The 17,194-nt window shown below is 71.6% G+C and carries 16 protein-coding genes; 10 read left to right on the top strand and 6 right to left on the bottom strand.

Annotated elements, in window-relative coordinates; genetic code table 11:
* Positions 1-292: 292 nt before the first annotated feature.
* The 9 genes from ACH4RC_RS24950 to ACH4RC_RS24910 all read left to right on the top strand — a co-directional run bounded on the left by ACH4RC_RS24950 (position 293) and on the right by ACH4RC_RS24910 (position 8,519).
* Positions 293-1,858: an ABC transporter substrate-binding protein gene (locus tag ACH4RC_RS24950; protein WP_398204790.1), complete on the top strand. Its 1,566-nt coding sequence runs from the start codon at positions 293-295 to the stop codon at positions 1,856-1,858.
* On the top strand, positions 1,855-2,844 hold the full coding sequence (locus ACH4RC_RS24945; protein ID WP_398204788.1) for an ABC transporter permease: 990 nt from the start codon (positions 1,855-1,857) through the stop codon (positions 2,842-2,844). The genes ACH4RC_RS24950 and ACH4RC_RS24945 overlap by 4 nt, the downstream gene beginning before the upstream one ends.
* A 3-nt stretch (positions 2,845-2,847) precedes the next feature.
* Positions 2,848-3,738 carry an ABC transporter permease gene (locus ACH4RC_RS24940; RefSeq protein ID WP_398204785.1) on the top strand — a complete coding sequence of 297 codons (891 nt, stop codon included), beginning with the start codon at positions 2,848-2,850 and terminating at the stop codon, positions 3,736-3,738.
* Positions 3,735-4,607 (top strand): ABC transporter ATP-binding protein, encoded by an 873-nt coding sequence (locus ACH4RC_RS24935; protein ID WP_398204782.1) that lies wholly within the window; start codon positions 3,735-3,737, stop codon positions 4,605-4,607. Before ACH4RC_RS24940 ends, ACH4RC_RS24935 begins: the two co-directional genes overlap by 4 nt.
* Positions 4,604-5,446 (top strand): ABC transporter ATP-binding protein, encoded by an 843-nt coding sequence (locus tag ACH4RC_RS24930; RefSeq protein ID WP_398204780.1) that lies wholly within the window; start codon positions 4,604-4,606, stop codon positions 5,444-5,446. The genes ACH4RC_RS24935 and ACH4RC_RS24930 overlap by 4 nt, the downstream gene beginning before the upstream one ends.
* A 23-nt stretch (positions 5,447-5,469) precedes the next feature.
* A complete protein-coding gene (locus ACH4RC_RS24925; RefSeq protein WP_398204777.1) occupies positions 5,470-6,810 on the top strand; it encodes an LLM class flavin-dependent oxidoreductase in 1,341 nt (446 codons plus the stop codon).
* Entirely contained in the window at positions 6,807-7,604 is a 798-nt protein-coding gene (locus tag ACH4RC_RS24920) for an alpha/beta hydrolase (protein WP_398204774.1), read from the top strand. Before ACH4RC_RS24925 ends, ACH4RC_RS24920 begins: the two co-directional genes overlap by 4 nt.
* 57 nt (positions 7,605-7,661) lie before the next feature.
* Complete coding sequence (gene ssuE / locus ACH4RC_RS24915) at positions 7,662-8,210, top strand: NADPH-dependent FMN reductase (protein ID WP_398204772.1); 549 nt, start codon at positions 7,662-7,664, stop codon at positions 8,208-8,210.
* A gap of 87 nt (positions 8,211-8,297) precedes the next feature.
* Positions 8,298-8,519 (top strand): hypothetical protein, encoded by a 222-nt coding sequence (locus tag ACH4RC_RS24910; protein WP_398204769.1) that lies wholly within the window; start codon positions 8,298-8,300, stop codon positions 8,517-8,519.
* 5 nt (positions 8,520-8,524) lie between these two features.
* Here the strand turns inward: ACH4RC_RS24910 and ACH4RC_RS24905 are convergent, their stop codons facing one another.
* From ACH4RC_RS24905 to ACH4RC_RS24880, 6 genes are all read right to left on the bottom strand, one after another.
* Positions 8,525-9,187, bottom strand: a complete 663-nt coding sequence (locus tag ACH4RC_RS24905) for a fasciclin domain-containing protein (RefSeq protein WP_398204767.1) — start codon at positions 9,185-9,187, stop codon at positions 8,525-8,527.
* 149 nt (positions 9,188-9,336) lie between these two features.
* A complete protein-coding gene (locus ACH4RC_RS24900) occupies positions 9,337-10,941 on the bottom strand; it encodes a sulfite oxidase (protein WP_398204764.1) in 1,605 nt (534 codons plus the stop codon).
* A 54-nt stretch (positions 10,942-10,995) separates the two neighbouring features.
* Positions 10,996-11,745 carry an anti-sigma factor domain-containing protein gene (locus ACH4RC_RS24895; protein WP_398204763.1) on the bottom strand — a complete coding sequence of 250 codons (750 nt, stop codon included), beginning with the start codon at positions 11,743-11,745 and terminating at the stop codon, positions 10,996-10,998.
* Positions 11,742-12,326, bottom strand: a complete 585-nt coding sequence (gene sigK, locus ACH4RC_RS24890; RefSeq protein ID WP_398204760.1) for an ECF RNA polymerase sigma factor SigK — start codon at positions 12,324-12,326, stop codon at positions 11,742-11,744. The genes ACH4RC_RS24895 and sigK overlap by 4 nt, the downstream gene beginning before the upstream one ends.
* A gap of 117 nt (positions 12,327-12,443) precedes the next feature.
* Positions 12,444-13,922: an SDR family oxidoreductase gene (locus tag ACH4RC_RS24885; protein WP_398205156.1), complete on the bottom strand. Its 1,479-nt coding sequence runs from the start codon at positions 13,920-13,922 to the stop codon at positions 12,444-12,446.
* Between the two features lie 106 nt (positions 13,923-14,028).
* A complete protein-coding gene (locus tag ACH4RC_RS24880; protein ID WP_398204757.1) occupies positions 14,029-16,035 on the bottom strand; it encodes a DUF4832 domain-containing protein in 2,007 nt (668 codons plus the stop codon).
* A gap of 187 nt (positions 16,036-16,222) precedes the next feature.
* Between ACH4RC_RS24880 and ACH4RC_RS24875 the strand changes: the two genes are divergently transcribed.
* Positions 16,223-17,176: a carbohydrate ABC transporter permease gene (locus tag ACH4RC_RS24875; protein WP_398204755.1), complete on the top strand. Its 954-nt coding sequence runs from the start codon at positions 16,223-16,225 to the stop codon at positions 17,174-17,176.
* Positions 17,177-17,194: the final 18 nt, after the last annotated feature.

The following is a 17,194-nucleotide window of genomic DNA, read 5'->3' as shown; positions in this document are numbered from 1 at the left end:
TCTGCCGCTACGTGGATCTGCGGCGCACCTGTAGCGCCCTCTGTCGCTGACCGGCACAGTCCACCGTCTCCGCGCTGCCCGCGCGACTCACCGGCCGAGCGCACCTCTCTTCGCGCCGCCGTCTTCCCTCTCCGCAGTGCTGCCCCGTTTTCCGGTCCACCCCGTGACCCGCTGACGCTCAGGCCCCGCTCCGTCGTGCCCGCATGCCCGTGCACGCCGGCCCGCGTCCGCGCCGGTCCCCGGGGTGCCGCCGCTCGCCCGTGCCCCCGTGGGCCCTCGACGAAAGAGAACCATGTCCGGACGCCGCACGCCCCGTCGCCCCGCCGGCCCTGTCCGCCCCGCCGCCCGGCTGCGTACCGCAGGTCTCGTGACCGGCCTGGCCGCCCTCCTCGTACCGGCTCTCAGCGCCTGCGGCGGCGATGCCGCGGGGGCGGGCGGGGGCTCCGCCCTGAAGTGGACGTCCTCCTACTTTCCGGCCCACTGGGACCCCGTCGTCGGCGGAAGCGGCGCCCAGTTCCGCGAACTCGCCCTCGTGTACGCCTCGTTGACACGCACCGACGAGAAGGGCGACGCGGTACCCGACCTCGCCAAGAGCTGGGAGTACAACGCCGAGGGCGACCAGATCACCTTCCACCTGCGCTCCGGACTGAAGTTCAGCGACGGCGAGCCGGTGGACGGCGCCGCGGTGAAGGCCGCGATCGAGCGGGCCAAGAAGCAGCGGAACTCCGCCCTCTTCGGCGACCTGACCTCGATCGGGTCGGTGGAGGCGAAGGGGTTGGACGCGGTCGTCCACCTGAACCAGGTCGACTACCAGATACCGCAGTTGTTCGGGCAGCGCGTCCTGCAGATCGCCAGCCCCAGGGCGGCGAAGTCCCCGGCGAAGCTGGACCAGAACCCGGTCGGCGCCGGACCCTTCACCGTCACCCAGATCGTCCCCGGCACCAAGGCGGTCCTGAAGAAGAACCCGGACTACTGGGACGCCGACAACATCCACATCGACAACGTCGAACTGACCTCGGCGCCCGACGCCGCCACCGTCATCTCCGGTCTGCAGACCAGCGTCTACAACTTCGCCGACATCGAACCGAGTCAGGCGTCCGCCGCCAAGAAGGCCGGTCTCGACGTCTTCGTGCAGCCCGGCTTCAACGCCTCCAACATCAGCCTCAACATCAACAAGAAGCCGTTCGACAACGACAAGGTCGTCGACGCCGTCCGCTACGCGGTCGACCGCCAGGAGTTCGTCGACAAGCTCACCTTCGGCTACGGCGAGACCACCGACCAGCCGTTCCCCAAGGGCTACGTCGCCTACGACCCGCAGTCCGAGAACGCCTACCCGCACAACGTGGCGAAGGCGAAGAAGCTGCTCGCCGAAGCGGGATACAAGGCGGGCGACCTCAAGCTGAAGCTCGTCATACCCGCCGAGGACCCGCAGGCCGAGATCGTCCAGTCGCAGCTCGCCAAGGTCGGCATCACCGTCGACATCAAGATCGACAAGAACTGGGCGACGCCGTTCTTCGCCAAGGACCTCACCTTCTCCCTCTACTCCACGACCGGCCGTGACTCCGCCGCGCAGACGCTCACCGCCCACTTCGGCCCGAACGGCCCGCTCAACCTCTCCTCGCCCTACGAGCCCGACGGCTTCGAGTCCGCCATCGCCAAGGTCCGCCAGACCCCGCTCGACTCGGCCGGGTACGCCGAGACCTTGCAGGCGGCGACGCGGGCCGGACTGGAGAGCAAGGCGCTCGTCTTCACGTACTCCCAGCCCAACCTCATCGCCAAGAGCAAGTCGATCTCGAAGCTGCCCGCCAACCCGGCCCACATCGACTGGACCGGCGTCACCATCGGCGGCGCGAAGTGACGGCCGCGCGCTCCCGTACCCGCCACGCCCTGGGCCGCGTCGCCGTCTCCCTCGGCCGGTCGGTCGCCCTCTTCGTCCCCGTCTTCCTGGTCGCCACGTTCGTGACGTTCGCGCTGCGCTCGCTCAGCGGGCTCAGCCCGGCGCGCATCCAGCTGGGCGAGGAGGCGACCCCGGAGGCCGTCGCCCGCGTCGAGGCGGAGTGGGGGCTCGACCGGCCCTTCCTCGTCCAGTACGGGGACTGGTTCAGGGGCATCCTGCACGGCGATCTCGGCACCAGCTGGACCAACGGCGCCGACATCTCCACCCTCATCGGTGTCGGACTCGGCGTCAGCCTGTCCATCGCGACGTTCGCGCTCCTGATCGGCGTCGTGGCCGGCTTCGTCCTCGGCACGCTCGCCGCGCTGCGCCGCACCACCTGGACCGACCGGGCCGTCACCGGCTTCGTCACCGTCATATCGGTGATGCCCGCGTTCGTCGTCGGCATCGTCCTGGTCGCCGTGTTCGCCGTCGGGCTCGGCCTGTTCCCGTCGGCCGGGTACGTGCCCGCCGCACAGGGCGTCGGACCGTGGCTCGCCCACATCACGCTGCCCGCGCTCGCCCTGAGCTTCGACGTCATCGCGGACGTGGCACGGCAGTTGCGCACCAGCCTCATCGCCGCGTACAGCGAGAACTACGTGACCGGCGCCGTCGTCCGGGGCCTCGGCCCCCGCCGGATCTTCTTCGGCCACGTCCTGCGCAACGGGCTCGGCCCGACGCTCGCCACGCTCGGCCTCAAGTTCCCCGCACTGGTCGGCGCCTCTGTCGTCACCGAGTGGATCTTCGGCCTGCAAGGGTTCGGGCGGTTCGCCAACGACGCCGCCCAGTCCGGCGACGTACCCGCCGTGCAAGGCGTCCTCGTCGTGTCGATCGTCCTGGTCGTCACGTTCAACCTGCTCGTCAACCTCGTCCTGGCCCGTGTGACACCGGCCTCGCAGAGGGGAGTGTGAACCGTGGTGCGCCGCGTCCTCAGCCTGACCTCCGGACGGATCGCCGTCACTGTCCTCGCCGTCATCGCCCTGCTCGCGATCTCCGGGCCGCTGCTCGCCCCGCAGGATCCGCTCGCCACCAGCACCCACACCCTCGCGGACGCCTCGTCGGCGCACTGGCTCGGCACCGACTACCTCGGCCGCGACACGTTCAGCCGCCTTCTCGACGGCTCCCGCGTCAGCGTCCTCGGCTCCCTCGAAGTCGCCGTCACCGCCCTGGTGGTGGGCGCGGTCCCCGGCATCCTGTCGGTCTACCTCGGCCGCGCCTTCGAATGGGCCACCCTTCGCCTGACGGACACACTCGTGGCGCTGCCGTTCCTGCTGTTCGCCGTCGCGGTGATCGCCCTGCTCGGCAACGGCATCACGCAGGCCATGCTCGTCACCGGCGTCCTCGTCTCGCCACTGTTCTACCGGGTGGCCCGTGCCGCGACCCTCACCGTCGCCCGCTCCCAGTACGTCGAGGCGGCGCTCGTCTCCGGCGCCTCCCTCGGCTGGATCGTCCGCCGCCACGTATGGGCGAAGGTGCTGCCACCGCTCGCGGTCGCCCTCGCGCAGACCATCGGCGTCGGCTTCGTCATCGTCTCCTCGCTGACCTTCCTCGGCATCGGCGTCCAGCCACCCGCCCCGACCTGGGGCGGACTGCTCGCCTCCGACCTCGCCTACCTCAGCCACCAGCCGTGGGCGCCGGTCGCCCCCGCCCTGCTGATCATGGTGACGGTCTGGGCCGCCAATCTGCTCGCCGACGCCGTCCGGGACGTCTCCGGCGAGGCGGGACGCGCCCTCGTCAACCGGCGCAAGGCCCGCGCCCACCGACCTGACCCGACGGAACCTGTCACCGCAGGAGGTGCCCGATGACCCAGAAGACGCTCGCGGAGCCGATCGTCGCGCCCCCACGAGAGCCCTCCGACCCGCCGCCGCCCGTGCTCTGCGTCCGCGACCTGCGCATCAGCGACCTCGCCGGTGACCGGGAGATCGTGCACGGGGTGAGCTTCGAGCTGACCCCGGGCAGGACGGTCGGCATCGTCGGCGAGTCCGGCAGCGGGAAGACCCTCACCTGCCGCGCCGCCCTCGGCATCCTGCCCCCGCACTTCGAGATCACCGGCGGCTCGGTCGAGATCGCGGGCACCGACATCACCACCCTGACGCGGAGCGAGTGGACCGAGCTGCGGGCCACCACCATCAGCGCGGTCTTCCAGGACCCCGCCTCCTACCTCAACCCCTCGATCCGCGTCGGCGCACAACTCGCCGAAGTGCTGCGTGTGAAGCTGGGGCTCAAGCGCCGCGAGGCCCGCGAGCGCGCCGTCGAGCTGCTGCGCGCGGTCCACCTGCGCGACCCCGAACTCGTCCACAACCAGTACCCGTACGAGCTCTCCGGCGGCATGCTGCAACGCGTCCTCATCGCCGCCGCCATCGCGGCCCGGCCGCGCGTCCTCATCGCCGACGAGGCCACCACCGCCCTCGACGTCACCGTGCAGGCGGAGATCCTCGACCTCCTCGCCGATCTGCGCGCACAGGACGGGCTCGCGCTCGTCGTCGTCTCCCACGACCTCGCCGTCGTCGCCCAGCTCTGCGACGAGGTGCTCGTCATGCGCCACGGCGAGGTCGTCGAACACGGGCCGACCCGCACGGTCCTGCACGAGCCGCGCCACGCGTACACCCGGCTGCTGATCGCCGAGCACGAGAGCTACGGCCTCGACAAGTTCCGTACGAAGGACGACGTGTGAGCGCCGACGAGGCGGGCCGGGACCCGGTGCTGCGGATCACCGGCCTCGACGTGCACTACGGGGCCCGCCGACGGCGCCGCCAAGCCCTGCGCGGCGTCTCGCTGAGCGTCGCGCCGGGCGAGACCGTCGGCCTCATCGGCGAGACCGGCTCCGGCAAGTCCACCCTCGCCCGTACCGTCCTCGGTCTGGTCCCGGCGGCGAGCGGCTCCATCACCGTCGGGGGAGCGGACGTCACCTCCTACGGCCGCCGTCAGTGGCGCGAGCTGCGCAGGAGCGGGACCGTGCAGTACGTGTTCCAGGACCCGCTGCGCAGCCTCGACCCGGACCTCACCGTCGAGGACTCGCTGAGCGAACCCCTCCTCGTGCAGGGCGTGGCCCGCGCCGAGGCGGCCGCCCGCGTCCGCAGCTTCCTCGACCGGGTCCGCCTCACCGAGGACCTGCTCGGGCGGCTGCCGGGCGAACTCTCCGGCGGCCAGCGCCAACGCGTCGCCGTGGCACGGGCGTTGGTCACCGCTCCCCGCGTCGTCATCCTCGACGAACCCGTCAGCGCCCTCGACTCCGCCAACCGCGTCCAGATCCTGGAGATCCTCAAGGAGCTGCGCGCCGAGGGCACGGCGCTCCTCCTCATCTCGCACGACCTCGGCTCCGTCGCCGGGGTCGCCGACCGCATCGCCGTCCTGTACCGGGGCGAACTCGTCGAGACGGGCGCGGCCCACCGCCTCGTCAGCGAGCCCCGGCACCCGTACACCCGACTCCTGCTCGGCTCCGCCCCGACCCTGCGCGGCGCCCCGGCCGACCGCGCGGAACGCGACGCGCTGCGCGCCCTGCTGCACACGTAGCCCCTCCCACAGACAGGAACCCCATGTCCCGCAAGAAGATCCACCTCGCGCTGCATCCGTACGGCGTCGGCGGCCCCGGCCAGCACGGTCTGTGGAAGGACCCGCGCGTCGCCAAGAACGCCAGCATCGACATCGACTACTACATACGGCAGGCGCAGGCGGCCGAACACGCGCTGTTCGACGCCCTGTTCATCGTCGACAGCCAGTTCATCAACGCGACCTACCCCTCGCACTACCTCAACCGGCTCGAACCCCTCACCCTCCTGTCTGCCGTTGCCACGCACACCCGGCACATCGGCCTCGTCGGCACGGCCAGTTCCACCTACAACTCGCCGTTCAACCTCGCCCGCCGCTTCGCCTCCCTCGACCACATCAGCGGTGGCCGCGCCGGCTGGAACGTCGTCACCAGCTTCGACACCGGGACCTCGAAGAACTACGGCCTCGACGAACACCTCGACTACGCGACGCGCTACGGGCGCGCCCTGGAGTTCGTGCGGGTCGCGCAGGGGCTGTGGGACTCGTACGAGGACGACGCGTTCCCCGCCGACGTCGACCGCAACGTCTTCCTCGACCCGGCCAAGCTGCACGCGCTCGACCACGAGGGCGAGCACTTCAAGGTCGCCGGGCCGCTGAACCTCTCGCGCTCGCCGCAGGGCCAGCCGGTGATCTTCCAGGCCGGTGTCTCCGAGGAAGGCCGCGACCTCGCCGCGCGCGTCGCCGAGGGCATCTACGCACCGGGCGGGCCGCTCCAGCAGGCGCGGGAGTACTACGCCGACATCAAGCGCCGCACCGCCGCGTACGGCCGCGACCCCGAGCACATCAAGATCTTCATCCACGGCGGCCCGGTCGTGGCGTCGACGGACGAGGCAGCACACCGCCGCGAGCGCGAGATCTTCGAGGAGGACAACGACTTCGACCGGCACCTCGCGCTGCTCGGCCGCTCCTTCGGCGCGTACGACTTCAGCGCGCACGACCTGGACGCGCCCTTCCCGGACGTCGCGCACCTCGCCGAGAAGGGCGGACGCACGGGAGCCGCGAAGATCATCGAGCGGGCGAAGGCGGAAGGGCTGACGCTGCGGCAGGTGGCGCAGACGCTCGCCGAGTTCCGTCGCTCGCCGTTCGTCGGAGCGCCGGAGACCGTCGCCGACCGCATCGAGGAGTGGTTCGACGCCGGCACCTTCGACGGCATCAACCTCGCCTTCCGCACCGAGGAGGAGCTGGAGCTCTTCGTCGACGGCGTCGTCCCGATCCTCCAGAAGCGCGACCTGTTCCGCACCGCGTACGAGGCCGACACCCTGCGCGGCAACCTCGGCCTGCCGATCCCGGCCAACCGCCACACCGCCACCGTGGGAGAGACCGCATGAGCCACCAGACGTCCGCCGCGCCCGCCTCGTACACCGACCACCACGCGCCCGAGGGGCTGCTGACCCGCGGCACCGTCGTCGTGGTGCCGGGCCGGGGCGAGACCCGGGGCGCCTACCGCCGGCTCGGCGAGCGCCTCGCCGCCGACGCCTACCGGGTCCGGGTCGTCGACGCGGCGGAGTTCGACGCCGCCGATGACCTGCCCGCGGCGCTGGACGCCCTCGGCGCACGGACCGCCGCGGCCGTCCCCGAGGACGACACCGCGCGCCCCCTCGTCCTCATCGGCTCCGACACGGGCGCCGCCGCGCTCGCCGCGCTGTTCGGCCGCGAGGAAGGCGTCCCGGGTCTACGGCCCGACGCCCTCGTCCTCGCCGGCCTGCCCGGGAACGGCGCCGCCGCCACCGGCACCACCTGGGACGAGGAACTCGACGTACGGACGACGTGCCCCACGCACCGCGGTCTCCTCACCGACGACACACAGGTGCGGCGCGGTGCCCTGGACGCGCCCGTGCCGGACGCGCTCCTGGAGGCGGCCCACGCCGGCGCCTCCCCCTTGCCCCGCCTGCTGCTCGTCGGCGACGGCGACCCGCTCGCCGACCACGACGCCCTCACCGCGCTCACCAGAACGCTGCCGCGTGCCCGCCTCGCCGTCGTGCGCGGCGCACGGCACGACGTCCTCAACGACCAGCAGCACCGCTCGGTGGCCGCCGAGATCGTCACGTTCCTGGAGACGCTGCGAGCGGCGGACGGAGGCGGTCTGACGCCGATCGTCACCGTACGGGCGAGCGCCTGGTAGGTCCCGCCCCGCGCCACCGGTCAACCGCACGCCTCACCGGACCCGAAAGGTTCTCCCATGGCCGCAGTCCTCTCCGTCTCCGGCAGTCCGTCAGCCACCTCACGCACCGGCCGCCTCCTCCGTCACATCGACGCCCGGCTCGTCGGGAGCGGCCACGACGTGAGCGTGCTCGACGTCCGCGACCTGCCCGCCGACGCGCTGCTCCGGGCCGACTTCGGCCACCCGGCGATCACCGACGCGGCGGAGCGGTTCGCCCGCGCCGACGGCATCGTCATCGGCACACCCGTCTACAAGGCCGCGTACAGCGGGCTGCTCAAGGCGCTGCTCGACCTGCTCCCGCAGTACGCCCTCGCGGGGAAGACGGTCCTTCCGCTCGCCACCGGCGGCAGCGTCGCGCACGTGCTGGCCATCGACTACGCGCTGCGCCCCGTCCTGACCTCCATGGGGGCGGCGCACATCGTGCCCGGCTGGTTCACCCTGGACAAGGACATCACCGTCGAGGGCGACCGCACGGTCATCGCACCCGCGTCCGCCGCGGCCCTGGAGCAGGCCGCCGACGTGTTCTCGGCCGAGCTGAGGGGGCGGGTGAGCGTTCTCACGCCGTAGCGGACGCGTGCCGTTTTGGACAGGCCCGGGGTGTGTCTGGCAAGGTCGCCCGTCCGTTGCCCTTTGCAGACCGGAAGGAGTGGCGCGGTGACCGAGGTGAGCACGCGCAGTGTCCAGGAGGCCGTCGCGGTGGAGCAACTGCGGGCGAGGACGACGACGCTCGAAGTCCCCCGGGGCCTCGACCTGTGGCAGCCGCAGGACATGGAGGACTGGCTGAGCGAGGTGGAGGACGACCCGGACGTCTCGGACACCGATTTCTACGAGGCGCGCCAGGCCGTCCACCACGTGCTGGGCAAGAACGACGACTGACGGACTCAGCTCTTGGGCATGAGCACGGAGTCGATGATGTAGACGTTGGCGTTGGCGGTTTTCACGTTGCCGCAGACCACGTTCGCCGAGTCGTCGACCTTGTAGGACTCGCCGGAGCCGGACGTGGTCAGCCTCGACTTCTCCAGCGTCTCGAACGAACCCTTCTCCAGGTCCTTCGGCGCCAGCTTCTGGCCCACCACATGGTAGGTCAGGACCTTGGTGAGCATGGCCTTGTCGTTCATGACCTTGTCCAGGTCGGCCTTGGGGATCTTGGCGAAGGCGTCGTTGGTGGGCGCGAAGACGGTGATGTCCTTCGCGTTGTTGAGGGTGTCGACGAGGCCCGCCTTCTTCACGGCGGAGACCAGCGTCGACAGCGCGGGGTTGTTCGAGGCGGCCGTGGCGACAGGGTCCTCGGCCATGCCGTCGAAGGAGCCGGCGCCGTCCTTCGGCACCGACGAACAGCCCGGGCCGAACGGCTCGGACATCGACCCCATGGAGTCGGAGGGGCTCGCCATGTCCGAGCCCGCGTCCGCTCCCTCGGAGGAGTCCGCGGAGGCGCTGTCGGACGCCTTGTCCTTGGAGTCGCTGTCGGAGCACGCGGTCAGGGCCAGGGGCAGGACGGCGCTGACGGTGACGGCTACGGCGATACGACGGATTCCGGTACGCATGGCAACTCCTCGACGAGTCGGTGCAACTAGCTGGTTCGCAAAGGCGATCTGCCTTCGTCGTGGGTATTCCGGAACTGATCGCTACGCGGATTGGTGGATCTTCGCGGATTCCCCGAACGAGTGACGACGAGCGTGTACGGGTCCCGTGGTCAGTCGACGGTGACCACGACGGAGTGCCACCCGGAGGCGCCGTCCGGGATCGTCGGGGCGCGCTTCTCCGTCTGCGTCTCACCGGTGCGGTCGGTGGCCCTGACCGTCAGCGTGTGACCGCCCTTGGTGGCCTGCCAGGCGTACGACCACTGGCGCCACGTGTCGCGGGTGTCCTCGGCGGCCAGGCGCGCCTCTTCCCAGGGCCCGTCGTCGACACGCACCTCGACCTTGTCGATGCCGCGGTGCTGGGCCCACGCCACCCCCGCCACCATGACGGTGCCCGGCCCCGGCCGGGCGAAGGGCCTGGGCGTGTCGATGCGCGACTCGGTCTTGACCGGCGCCCGCCGCGCCCAGTCCCGCTGGACCCAGTAGGAGTCGTAGGCGTCGAACGTGGTCAGCTCGATGTCCTGGATCCACTTGCAGGCGGACACATAGCCGTAGAGGCCGGGGACGACCATGCGGACGGGGAAGCCGTGGGCGAACGGCAGGGGCTGCCCGTTCATGCCGACGGCGAGCAGCGCGTCGCGGCCGTCCATCACGTCGTCGACGGGGCTGCCGATGGTCATGCCGTCGACGGAGCGCGCCACGAGCTGGTCGGCGGGGCCGCCCTCCGACGGCGGTTTCACCCCGCACCGCCTGAGCACGTCGGCCAGGCGGACACCGATCCAGCGGGCGTTGCCCACGTAGGGGCCGCCGACCTCGTTCGAGACACAGGTCAGGGTGATGTCACGCTCGACGAGCGGCATCTTCAGCAACTCGGCGAAGGACAGCGTGCGTTCACGGGTGACGCCCTCGCCGTGGATGCGCAGGCGCCAGCCGCCGGCGTCGACCTTCGGCACGGTGAGGGCGGTGTCGACGCGGTAGAAGTCGTCGTTCGGGGTGATGAACGGGCTGACGCCGCCGATCCGCAGCGCCGCACCGCGGGGCACGGGCGCGGCCCCCGACGCCGGGGCGGGCAGGACGACACTCCTGCGCGAGGCGGCGGCGGACTTGCCCCGCGACCCGCTGAGGGCCCGGCCCGCGCCTCCCGCACCGGTCGACGCGACGGCCGCGGCGGTGGCGGCGACGAGGAAACCGCGGCGGTCCCAGCCCGGCTCGTCGGGGTCACCGGACGCCTCATGTGCCGCGGTGAGGCGCCCGGCCAGCCAGTACAGGAGAGCGGCGCCGGTGACCGCCCCGACGGCGGACGGCAGCGCGTCCGTGAAGCTCGTCGAGTCCGGCCGGCCCACCGCGGCCAGCGCGCCGACGACCCCGAAGACCAGGACCCCGGCCGCGCCCGCCCGCCGCCACCGGGCGGCGAGGATACCGAGGGCGAGGGCCAGGAGGGTCAGCACGGCGAGGATGCCGAGCTGCAGCACCAGTTTGTCGTCCGTGCCGAACTGGCGGATCGCCCAGCCCTTCACCGCCGGCGGCGTCCGGTCGATCGCGGCGCCGCCGACCGCGACGACCGGCCCGGCCTGTGGCCGCACGGCGGCCGCGACCAGTTCGGCGACGGCGATCGCCGCGTATCCGGCGAGCAGCCCGCTCAGCGCGCCCAGTGACACACGTGTGAGGCGGGAGAGCGGTGGTGGTGTGGTGTCGTCGGTCTCGTCCGTGTCGTTCATGTCCCGGAATCCGTCCCCGCGGCTCGCTCGGATTGGTTCGTCCGGCCGATCGGATCAGGCGGGCAGGGGCACCACCGCCACCGGCGCCGATGTCGGCCGCTGCGAACCGCCCGCCGGTTCCACCGTGATGCCCATACCGGTCGCCTTGCCGACCGGACCCGCCATCAGGACGCTCTGCGCGCCGCGTCCGGGGTCCATGAGCCCGGCCGGGCGCATCGTGCCGCCGTCGTCGAACCACAGCTGGTAGACCTTGCCGCCCGGCGGCCGCGCCATGGAAGCCGCCACGAACACGGCCTTGTCGCGCTCTTGCGACACGACGACGGTGCCGCTCGCGCCGCCCGCGAGGCGTGCCGTACGGGTCCGGGCGTCGGGCGCCGCCAGGACATCGGCCACCTGGTCCGTGGCCCGCTGCGCCGCGCGCGCCTCCTGCCGGGCGTCCTCTGCCTTTTGGTACTGCCACACCGTGGTCCCGCCGAGCGCGGCGACCGCCGCGAGACAGGCGGCCAGCGCCCACCGCGAGAGGCGTCGGCCGCGCAGGGCCGCCGGGACGCTCGCCGGCGCGGCGGTGCGCGGCGGCTCCTGGCGCACGCCGTCGATCCGCCGCAGGACCGACTCCTTGAACCCGTCCGGCGGTACGACCATGACGGCGCGGCCGAGCCGGGCCGCCGTCGCCGACAGCTCCCGCACCTCCTGGACGCAGGCCGGGCACGCGTCGAGGTGGCGCTCGAACGCGGCCTGCTCCTCCGGGTCGAGCGCGTGCAGCGCGTACGCCCCGGTCAGCGTGTGCAGATCGGCGGTGTTCACGCACTCACCCCCAGGCAGTCGCGCAGCCGGATCAACCCGTCGCGCAGTCGAGTCTTGACCGTGCCGAGCGGCACGGAGAGGAGTTCAGCGACCTGGCTGTAGGTGAGGCCGCGGTAGTACGCCAACGACACGGACTGGCGCTGGAGTTCCGTCAGCGTCCGCAGACAGCGCCGCAGCTGCTCCGCCTCCAGGCGCACCTCCACCGCCTCGGTCACCTCGTCGAACTCGGGGGTGCGGTCGAGCAGCGCCGCCTTGCGGTCCCGGGCGGCGGCGGCCTCCACCGAGCGGACCCGGTCGATGGCGCGGCGGTGGGCGAGGGTGAGCACCCAGTTGATGGCGGTGCCTCGGTCGGTGCGGTAGCGGGCCGCGTTGCCCCACACCTCGACGAGCACCTCCTGGGCGACCTCCTCCGACTGGGCGCGGTCGCGCAGGACGCCGCGCACGACGCCCAGGACGGAGCCGGCCACGGCCTCGTACACCGAGGAGAAGGCGTCCTTGTCTCCCTTCGCCACATCGGCCATGAGCTCCTCGAGGCTGGGCCCCGCCCCTGGTGGTGGCTCGATGTGGACGGCTTCCTTCACGTTGGCGGACCTCCGGGCTCCGGGTGTGCGCCCCGTGGGATCACGGGTGCGGTGGTGATACGGAGCCGGGGCGCGGGCGGATGGGTCCGGAGGGCGACATCTTTTCCGCGGTTGGTATCAGGAGCGCCCGGGACCGCGCTCGGCGGCGCGGGCGATGTTGCGGGCCATCCCGCCGAAGACCACGGCGTGGAAGGGTGCCACGCTCCACCAGTACGCCTGTCCCGCCAGGCCGTGCGGGTGGAACAAGGCACGCTGCCGGTAGCGGGAGCGGCCGTCGCCGAGAGGCTCCACGGCCAGCTCCAGCCAGGCGAGTCCCGGCAGCCGCATCTCGGCGCGCAGCCGGAGCAGCCGGCCGGCGTCGATCTCCTCGACGCGCCAGAAGTCCAGGGAGTCACCGACCCGGAGCCGGGACGCGTCGCGCCGCCCGCGCCGCAGTCCCACGCCGCCCATCGCCCGGTCGAGCCAGCCGCGCACGGCCCAGGCCACCGGCAGGGAGTACCAGCCGTGCTCGCCGCCGATGCCCTCGACGACGTCCCAGAGCCGCCGCGCGTCCGCGTTGACGACACGCTCCCGCTCGTCGGTGTAGAGGGAGCCGCCCGCCCAGTCCGGGTCGGTGGGCAGCGGGTCGCTGGGCGCGCCGGGGTAGGAGGCCGAGGACCAGCGGGTGGAGACCGCGGCCTGCTGGACGCGGCGCAGCGCGAGCGTCACGGCCTCGTCGAAGCCGACGAGCCCGTTCGGCGGGTCGGGCACGTACTGGGCGATGTCGTGCTCGTTGCAGATCACCTCGTGGCGCAGCGACTCGCACAGCGGCCGGGCGATGGCCGCGGGGACGGGCGTCACCAGGCCGACCCAGTGGCTGGACAGGCCGGGCGTGAGCATGGGCACGGGCAGCAGCAGCCGCTTGGGCAGCCGGGCCTCGGCCGCGTACCGGACCATCATGGCGCGGTAGGTGAGGACGTCGGGGCCGCCGATGTCGAAGGCGCGGTTGACGTCAGGGGGCATCGTGGCGCTGCCGACGAGCGTACGGAGCACGTCGCGCACGGCGATCGGCTGGATGCGGGTCCGCACCCAGCTCGGCGTGACCATCACCGGCAGCCGTTCGGTCAGGTAGCGCAGCATCTCGAACGAGGCCGAGCCCGAGCCGATGATGACGGCGGCCCGCAGGACGGTCGTCGCCACCCCGGAGTCGAGCAGGATGTGTCCGACCTCGGCGCGGGAGCGCAGGTGCGGGGAGAGTTCGTGTTCCGGGACGCCCGCCGGGGTGAGCCCGCCGAGGTAGACGATGCGCCGTACGCCTGCCTCGCGGGCCTGGTCGGCGAAGATCTGCGCGGCCTCGCGGTCGGTCTGCTCGAAGGAGTCGCCGGTGCCCAGGGCGTGCACCAGGTAGTACGCGACGTCGACGCCGGTCAGCGCCTCGCGGACGGAGGCGGCGTCCATGACGTCACCGCGCACGATCTCCGTGTCCTCGGCCCAGGGGTGGTCGCGGAGCTTGGCGGGGGTGCGGGCCAGGCAGCGCACCCGGTGGCCGGCGTCGAGCAGCTCCGGCACGAGCCGGCCACCGATGTAGCCGCTCGCGCCCGTCACCAGGCAACGCATCCCTTCGTCGGCCACCGCGTCCACGCCCTTTTCCTCGTTGGGTCCGCTGCTGCCTCCACCCTGTGGTGCGGGGGTCCGCCGCGCCAGCGGACCCGCCGCACCGCCCTCACCTCACGGTGATCCGGTCGATGTCGGGCGCCCACCCCGAGGGGTTGGCGAGGGTGAGCGTGTTGCCGGTACCCGCGTTCAGGCCGACCGACACGGTCGTGGTGCCGGTCGTCGTCCAGTCGGCGGTGGGCGCGAAAGCGAGCGTGCGGGTGGCGGCGCTGTTGGCCCGTACGGTCGCGGAGCGGGGCTCCGCCGTCGCGTAGTGCAGGGTCACCGTGCGGGTGCCGCCGCTGCCGCCGTCGATCCCGCGGAAGGTGAGAGTCGCGCCGTTGCCGAGGTAGCCGACCTTGTGGCCGCCGGAGCAGCCCGCGCAGCCGGCGGCCACGGCGGTGCCGGTGAGGGTGTTGCCCGCGGCCTCGGCCTCGTACGACGCGGTGGTGCCCGAGCCGGGGCCGACGGTCATGGCGCCGAGGTCGAGCCAGCCGTCCGCGTGCTGCCCGGAGTTGGCGAAGCGCAGCTTCTTGGCGGTGGCGCTGACGTCCTCCAGGGGGTTCTTGACCTTCATGACGAGCTGGTAACCACCTGACGCGACGCCCGACAGGTCGACCGTCGTGTCGAAGTACTGGGCGTACCCGTAGTCGAGGTAGGCCGGGTCGGAGCCGACACCCCAGTCCGGGAAGGCACGTATCCTGCCCGGCATGACCTTGCGCAGGTCCCAGGGTGTGGCCCAGGTCTTGACCACGTCCCCGGCGGAGTTCTTCAGGCCGAGGCTGACCGTCCAGGGGTAGTAGAACGGTGCGACACCGCTGTTGTTGATGCGCACCCCGACCTTCGTGCTGCCCTGTGCGGAGTCGTGGAAGTAGGCGTGGTCGACGTTGAGGTCGTAGCCCATCAGCCGGACGGCGGCGCCCACCCCGGCGTCGGAGGGGGAGTAGTTCGCACTGCCCTCGTTGATCTTCCAGGTGGTGTGCTCCAGCTCAAGACACGCCTTCATGTCGTCCACCGCGCCCGAGCCGCCGGGCCAGTCGGCGAAGGCGGTGGACTGGATCTCGGGGCGCACCTCACCGCCCATGGAGGCGGTGGTCCAGCGGTTCTCCACCCCGTGTTCGAGGGACTTCTGCAGCTGCGAGTACGAGGCTCCGCCCATCGACACGGGCAGCGTGACCCCGGCGAGCGGGCTGCCCTCACGGAAGCAGAACGAGTCGTCGTGATAGCCGATCTCCGGCAGGCTGTCGGCGGCGCCACCGGCCGACTCCGGGTAGCGCACCTCGACCTTCGTGCGGCTGAAGGCGCTGTCGTAGGCCCGGACGATCTCGGCGCCGTGTGCGTCGGTGGGCATGTAGTCCGGATACGTGTCGCCCGAGGTGTCGGTGTCGTAGGGCCAGGTGTGCCACTCGCCCCAGAGCCCGACCAGACCCATGTGGATGAAGCCGATCCGGGGGTCGCCGTCGTAGCGCGCGCCGTAGGCGGCGATGAACCTCTTGAGCGCGTCGAGCAGGTACGGGCTGTCGTAGTCGGGGCTCGTGGTGTTCCAGTAGCTGTTCGCGCGGTTGTCGACGTGCCCGGCGAAGCACGGCGGGATCGCGTTCGCCGGGTGGCCGCCGCTGCCGCCCGGATACTCGATGTAGAAGCGGATGGCGGCCTGGTTGCCGTACGAGGCGGTCTCGTTCAGCGCCTTGTCGAGCACCGACCAGTCGTAGTGGCCGCAGTCCGAGGCGTCGTTCATGACCTCGGAGAGGCCGAAGTAGCTCCAGGTCAGCGAGTGCGGATAGCCCGTGTTCTGGTCACCGCCCGGCTGGTAGAAGCGGGCGAAGCCCTTGAGCGGATTGTCGACGGGCGCGTCGGCGCGGGTGAGCGCGTGGGCCGGGAGCGAGGGGTCGGGGGCCGGGCCCGGAGCCGGCCGGGCGGGTGCGCCCTGAGCCGAGACCGAGGCCGGGGTCGCGGCCGGGCCGGCCGCCGGAGCGGCCTCTGCCGTGAGCGGTAGTGCGGCCAGGGCGAGTGCGATGGCCGAGGAACCGAGTGCGGCGAGCAGTCTTCTGCCACGTCGTCGGGCGAAGGTGTGCACGGGTCAACCTCCGTACCTAGTAGGGGAGTTGTAGTCCTGAACGGGTCAGCGGCGAAGCTGTGAGTTCGGGCGGCGCTGATCAATTCTTATGCGCCAGCATTGACAAAGTTTCGCTGCTGCTCATCAATATGTGTCCATGGAGCCCCACTGACAAGAGGTGCGGCGAAGATCCGCTCGGAGGCGAACCATGGGCGCGGACACGGCACTTGCGCCACCACCTGAGATCGCGGGACCCGCCCCGGGCCGGACCGCCCGCTCAGGCAAACCGCGCAGGGCCCGCGACGACCGCAAAGCGGCCTGGCTGTTCCTGGCGCCCGCGCTCATCGGCTTCGCGCTCTTCTACGCGTATCCGACCATCCGCGGCATCTACTACTCGCTCACCGACTACAACCTGCTCTCCCCGCCGAACTTCACCGGCGCGGACAACTACTCCAAGCTCATCGGCGACGACCAGTTCTGGAACGCGCTGAAGGTCACCGGCTACTACGTCGTCCTCAACATCGGCTCCCAGACCGTCCTCGGCCTGTTCCTCGCCACGCTCATGCACCGCCTGACCAAGTCGGTCGCGCTGCGGGCGATGCTGCTCGTGCCGTGGCTGGTGCCCAACGTCACCGTCGGACTGCTGTGGATGTGGCTCCTGGACGCCAACCTCGGCTTCGTCAACCACCTCCTCGACGCCCTCGGCTTCGGCACCACCGGCTTCTTCACCTCACCCGGCCTCGCGATGCCGACCGTCGCCGCCGTCAACACCTGGGCCTACACCGGATACACGGCACTGCTCCTGTACGCCGGAATGCTGCAGGTCCCGCAACACCTCTACGAGAGCGCGTCGCTGGACGGCGCCGGCGAGTGGCGCATGTTCACGAAGATCACGCTGCCGCTGCTGCGTCCCGTACTCGCCCTGGTCCTCGTCGTGTCACTGATCGGCTCGTTCCAGATCTTCGACACGATCGCGGTGACCACCAAGGGGGGACCCGTCAGTGCCACCCGGGTCATCTACTTCTACATCTACGAACAGGCCTTCACCAATTTCCACATGGGGTACGCCTCCGCGGTGGCCGTCGTCCTCGCGGTCGTCCTCGGCGTGCTGACCGCCGTGCAGATGCGTCTGCTGCGCGCGTCCCGCTCGGACCTGGCCTGAGGAGACGGACGGACCGTG

The organism is Streptomyces sp. NPDC016845 (assembly GCF_044332585.1).
Taxonomy (GTDB): Bacteria; Actinomycetota; Actinomycetes; order Streptomycetales; family Streptomycetaceae; genus Streptomyces.
The sequence above is the reverse complement of the archived record's forward strand: the minus strand, read 5'-3'. Positions and strand labels throughout refer to the sequence as shown.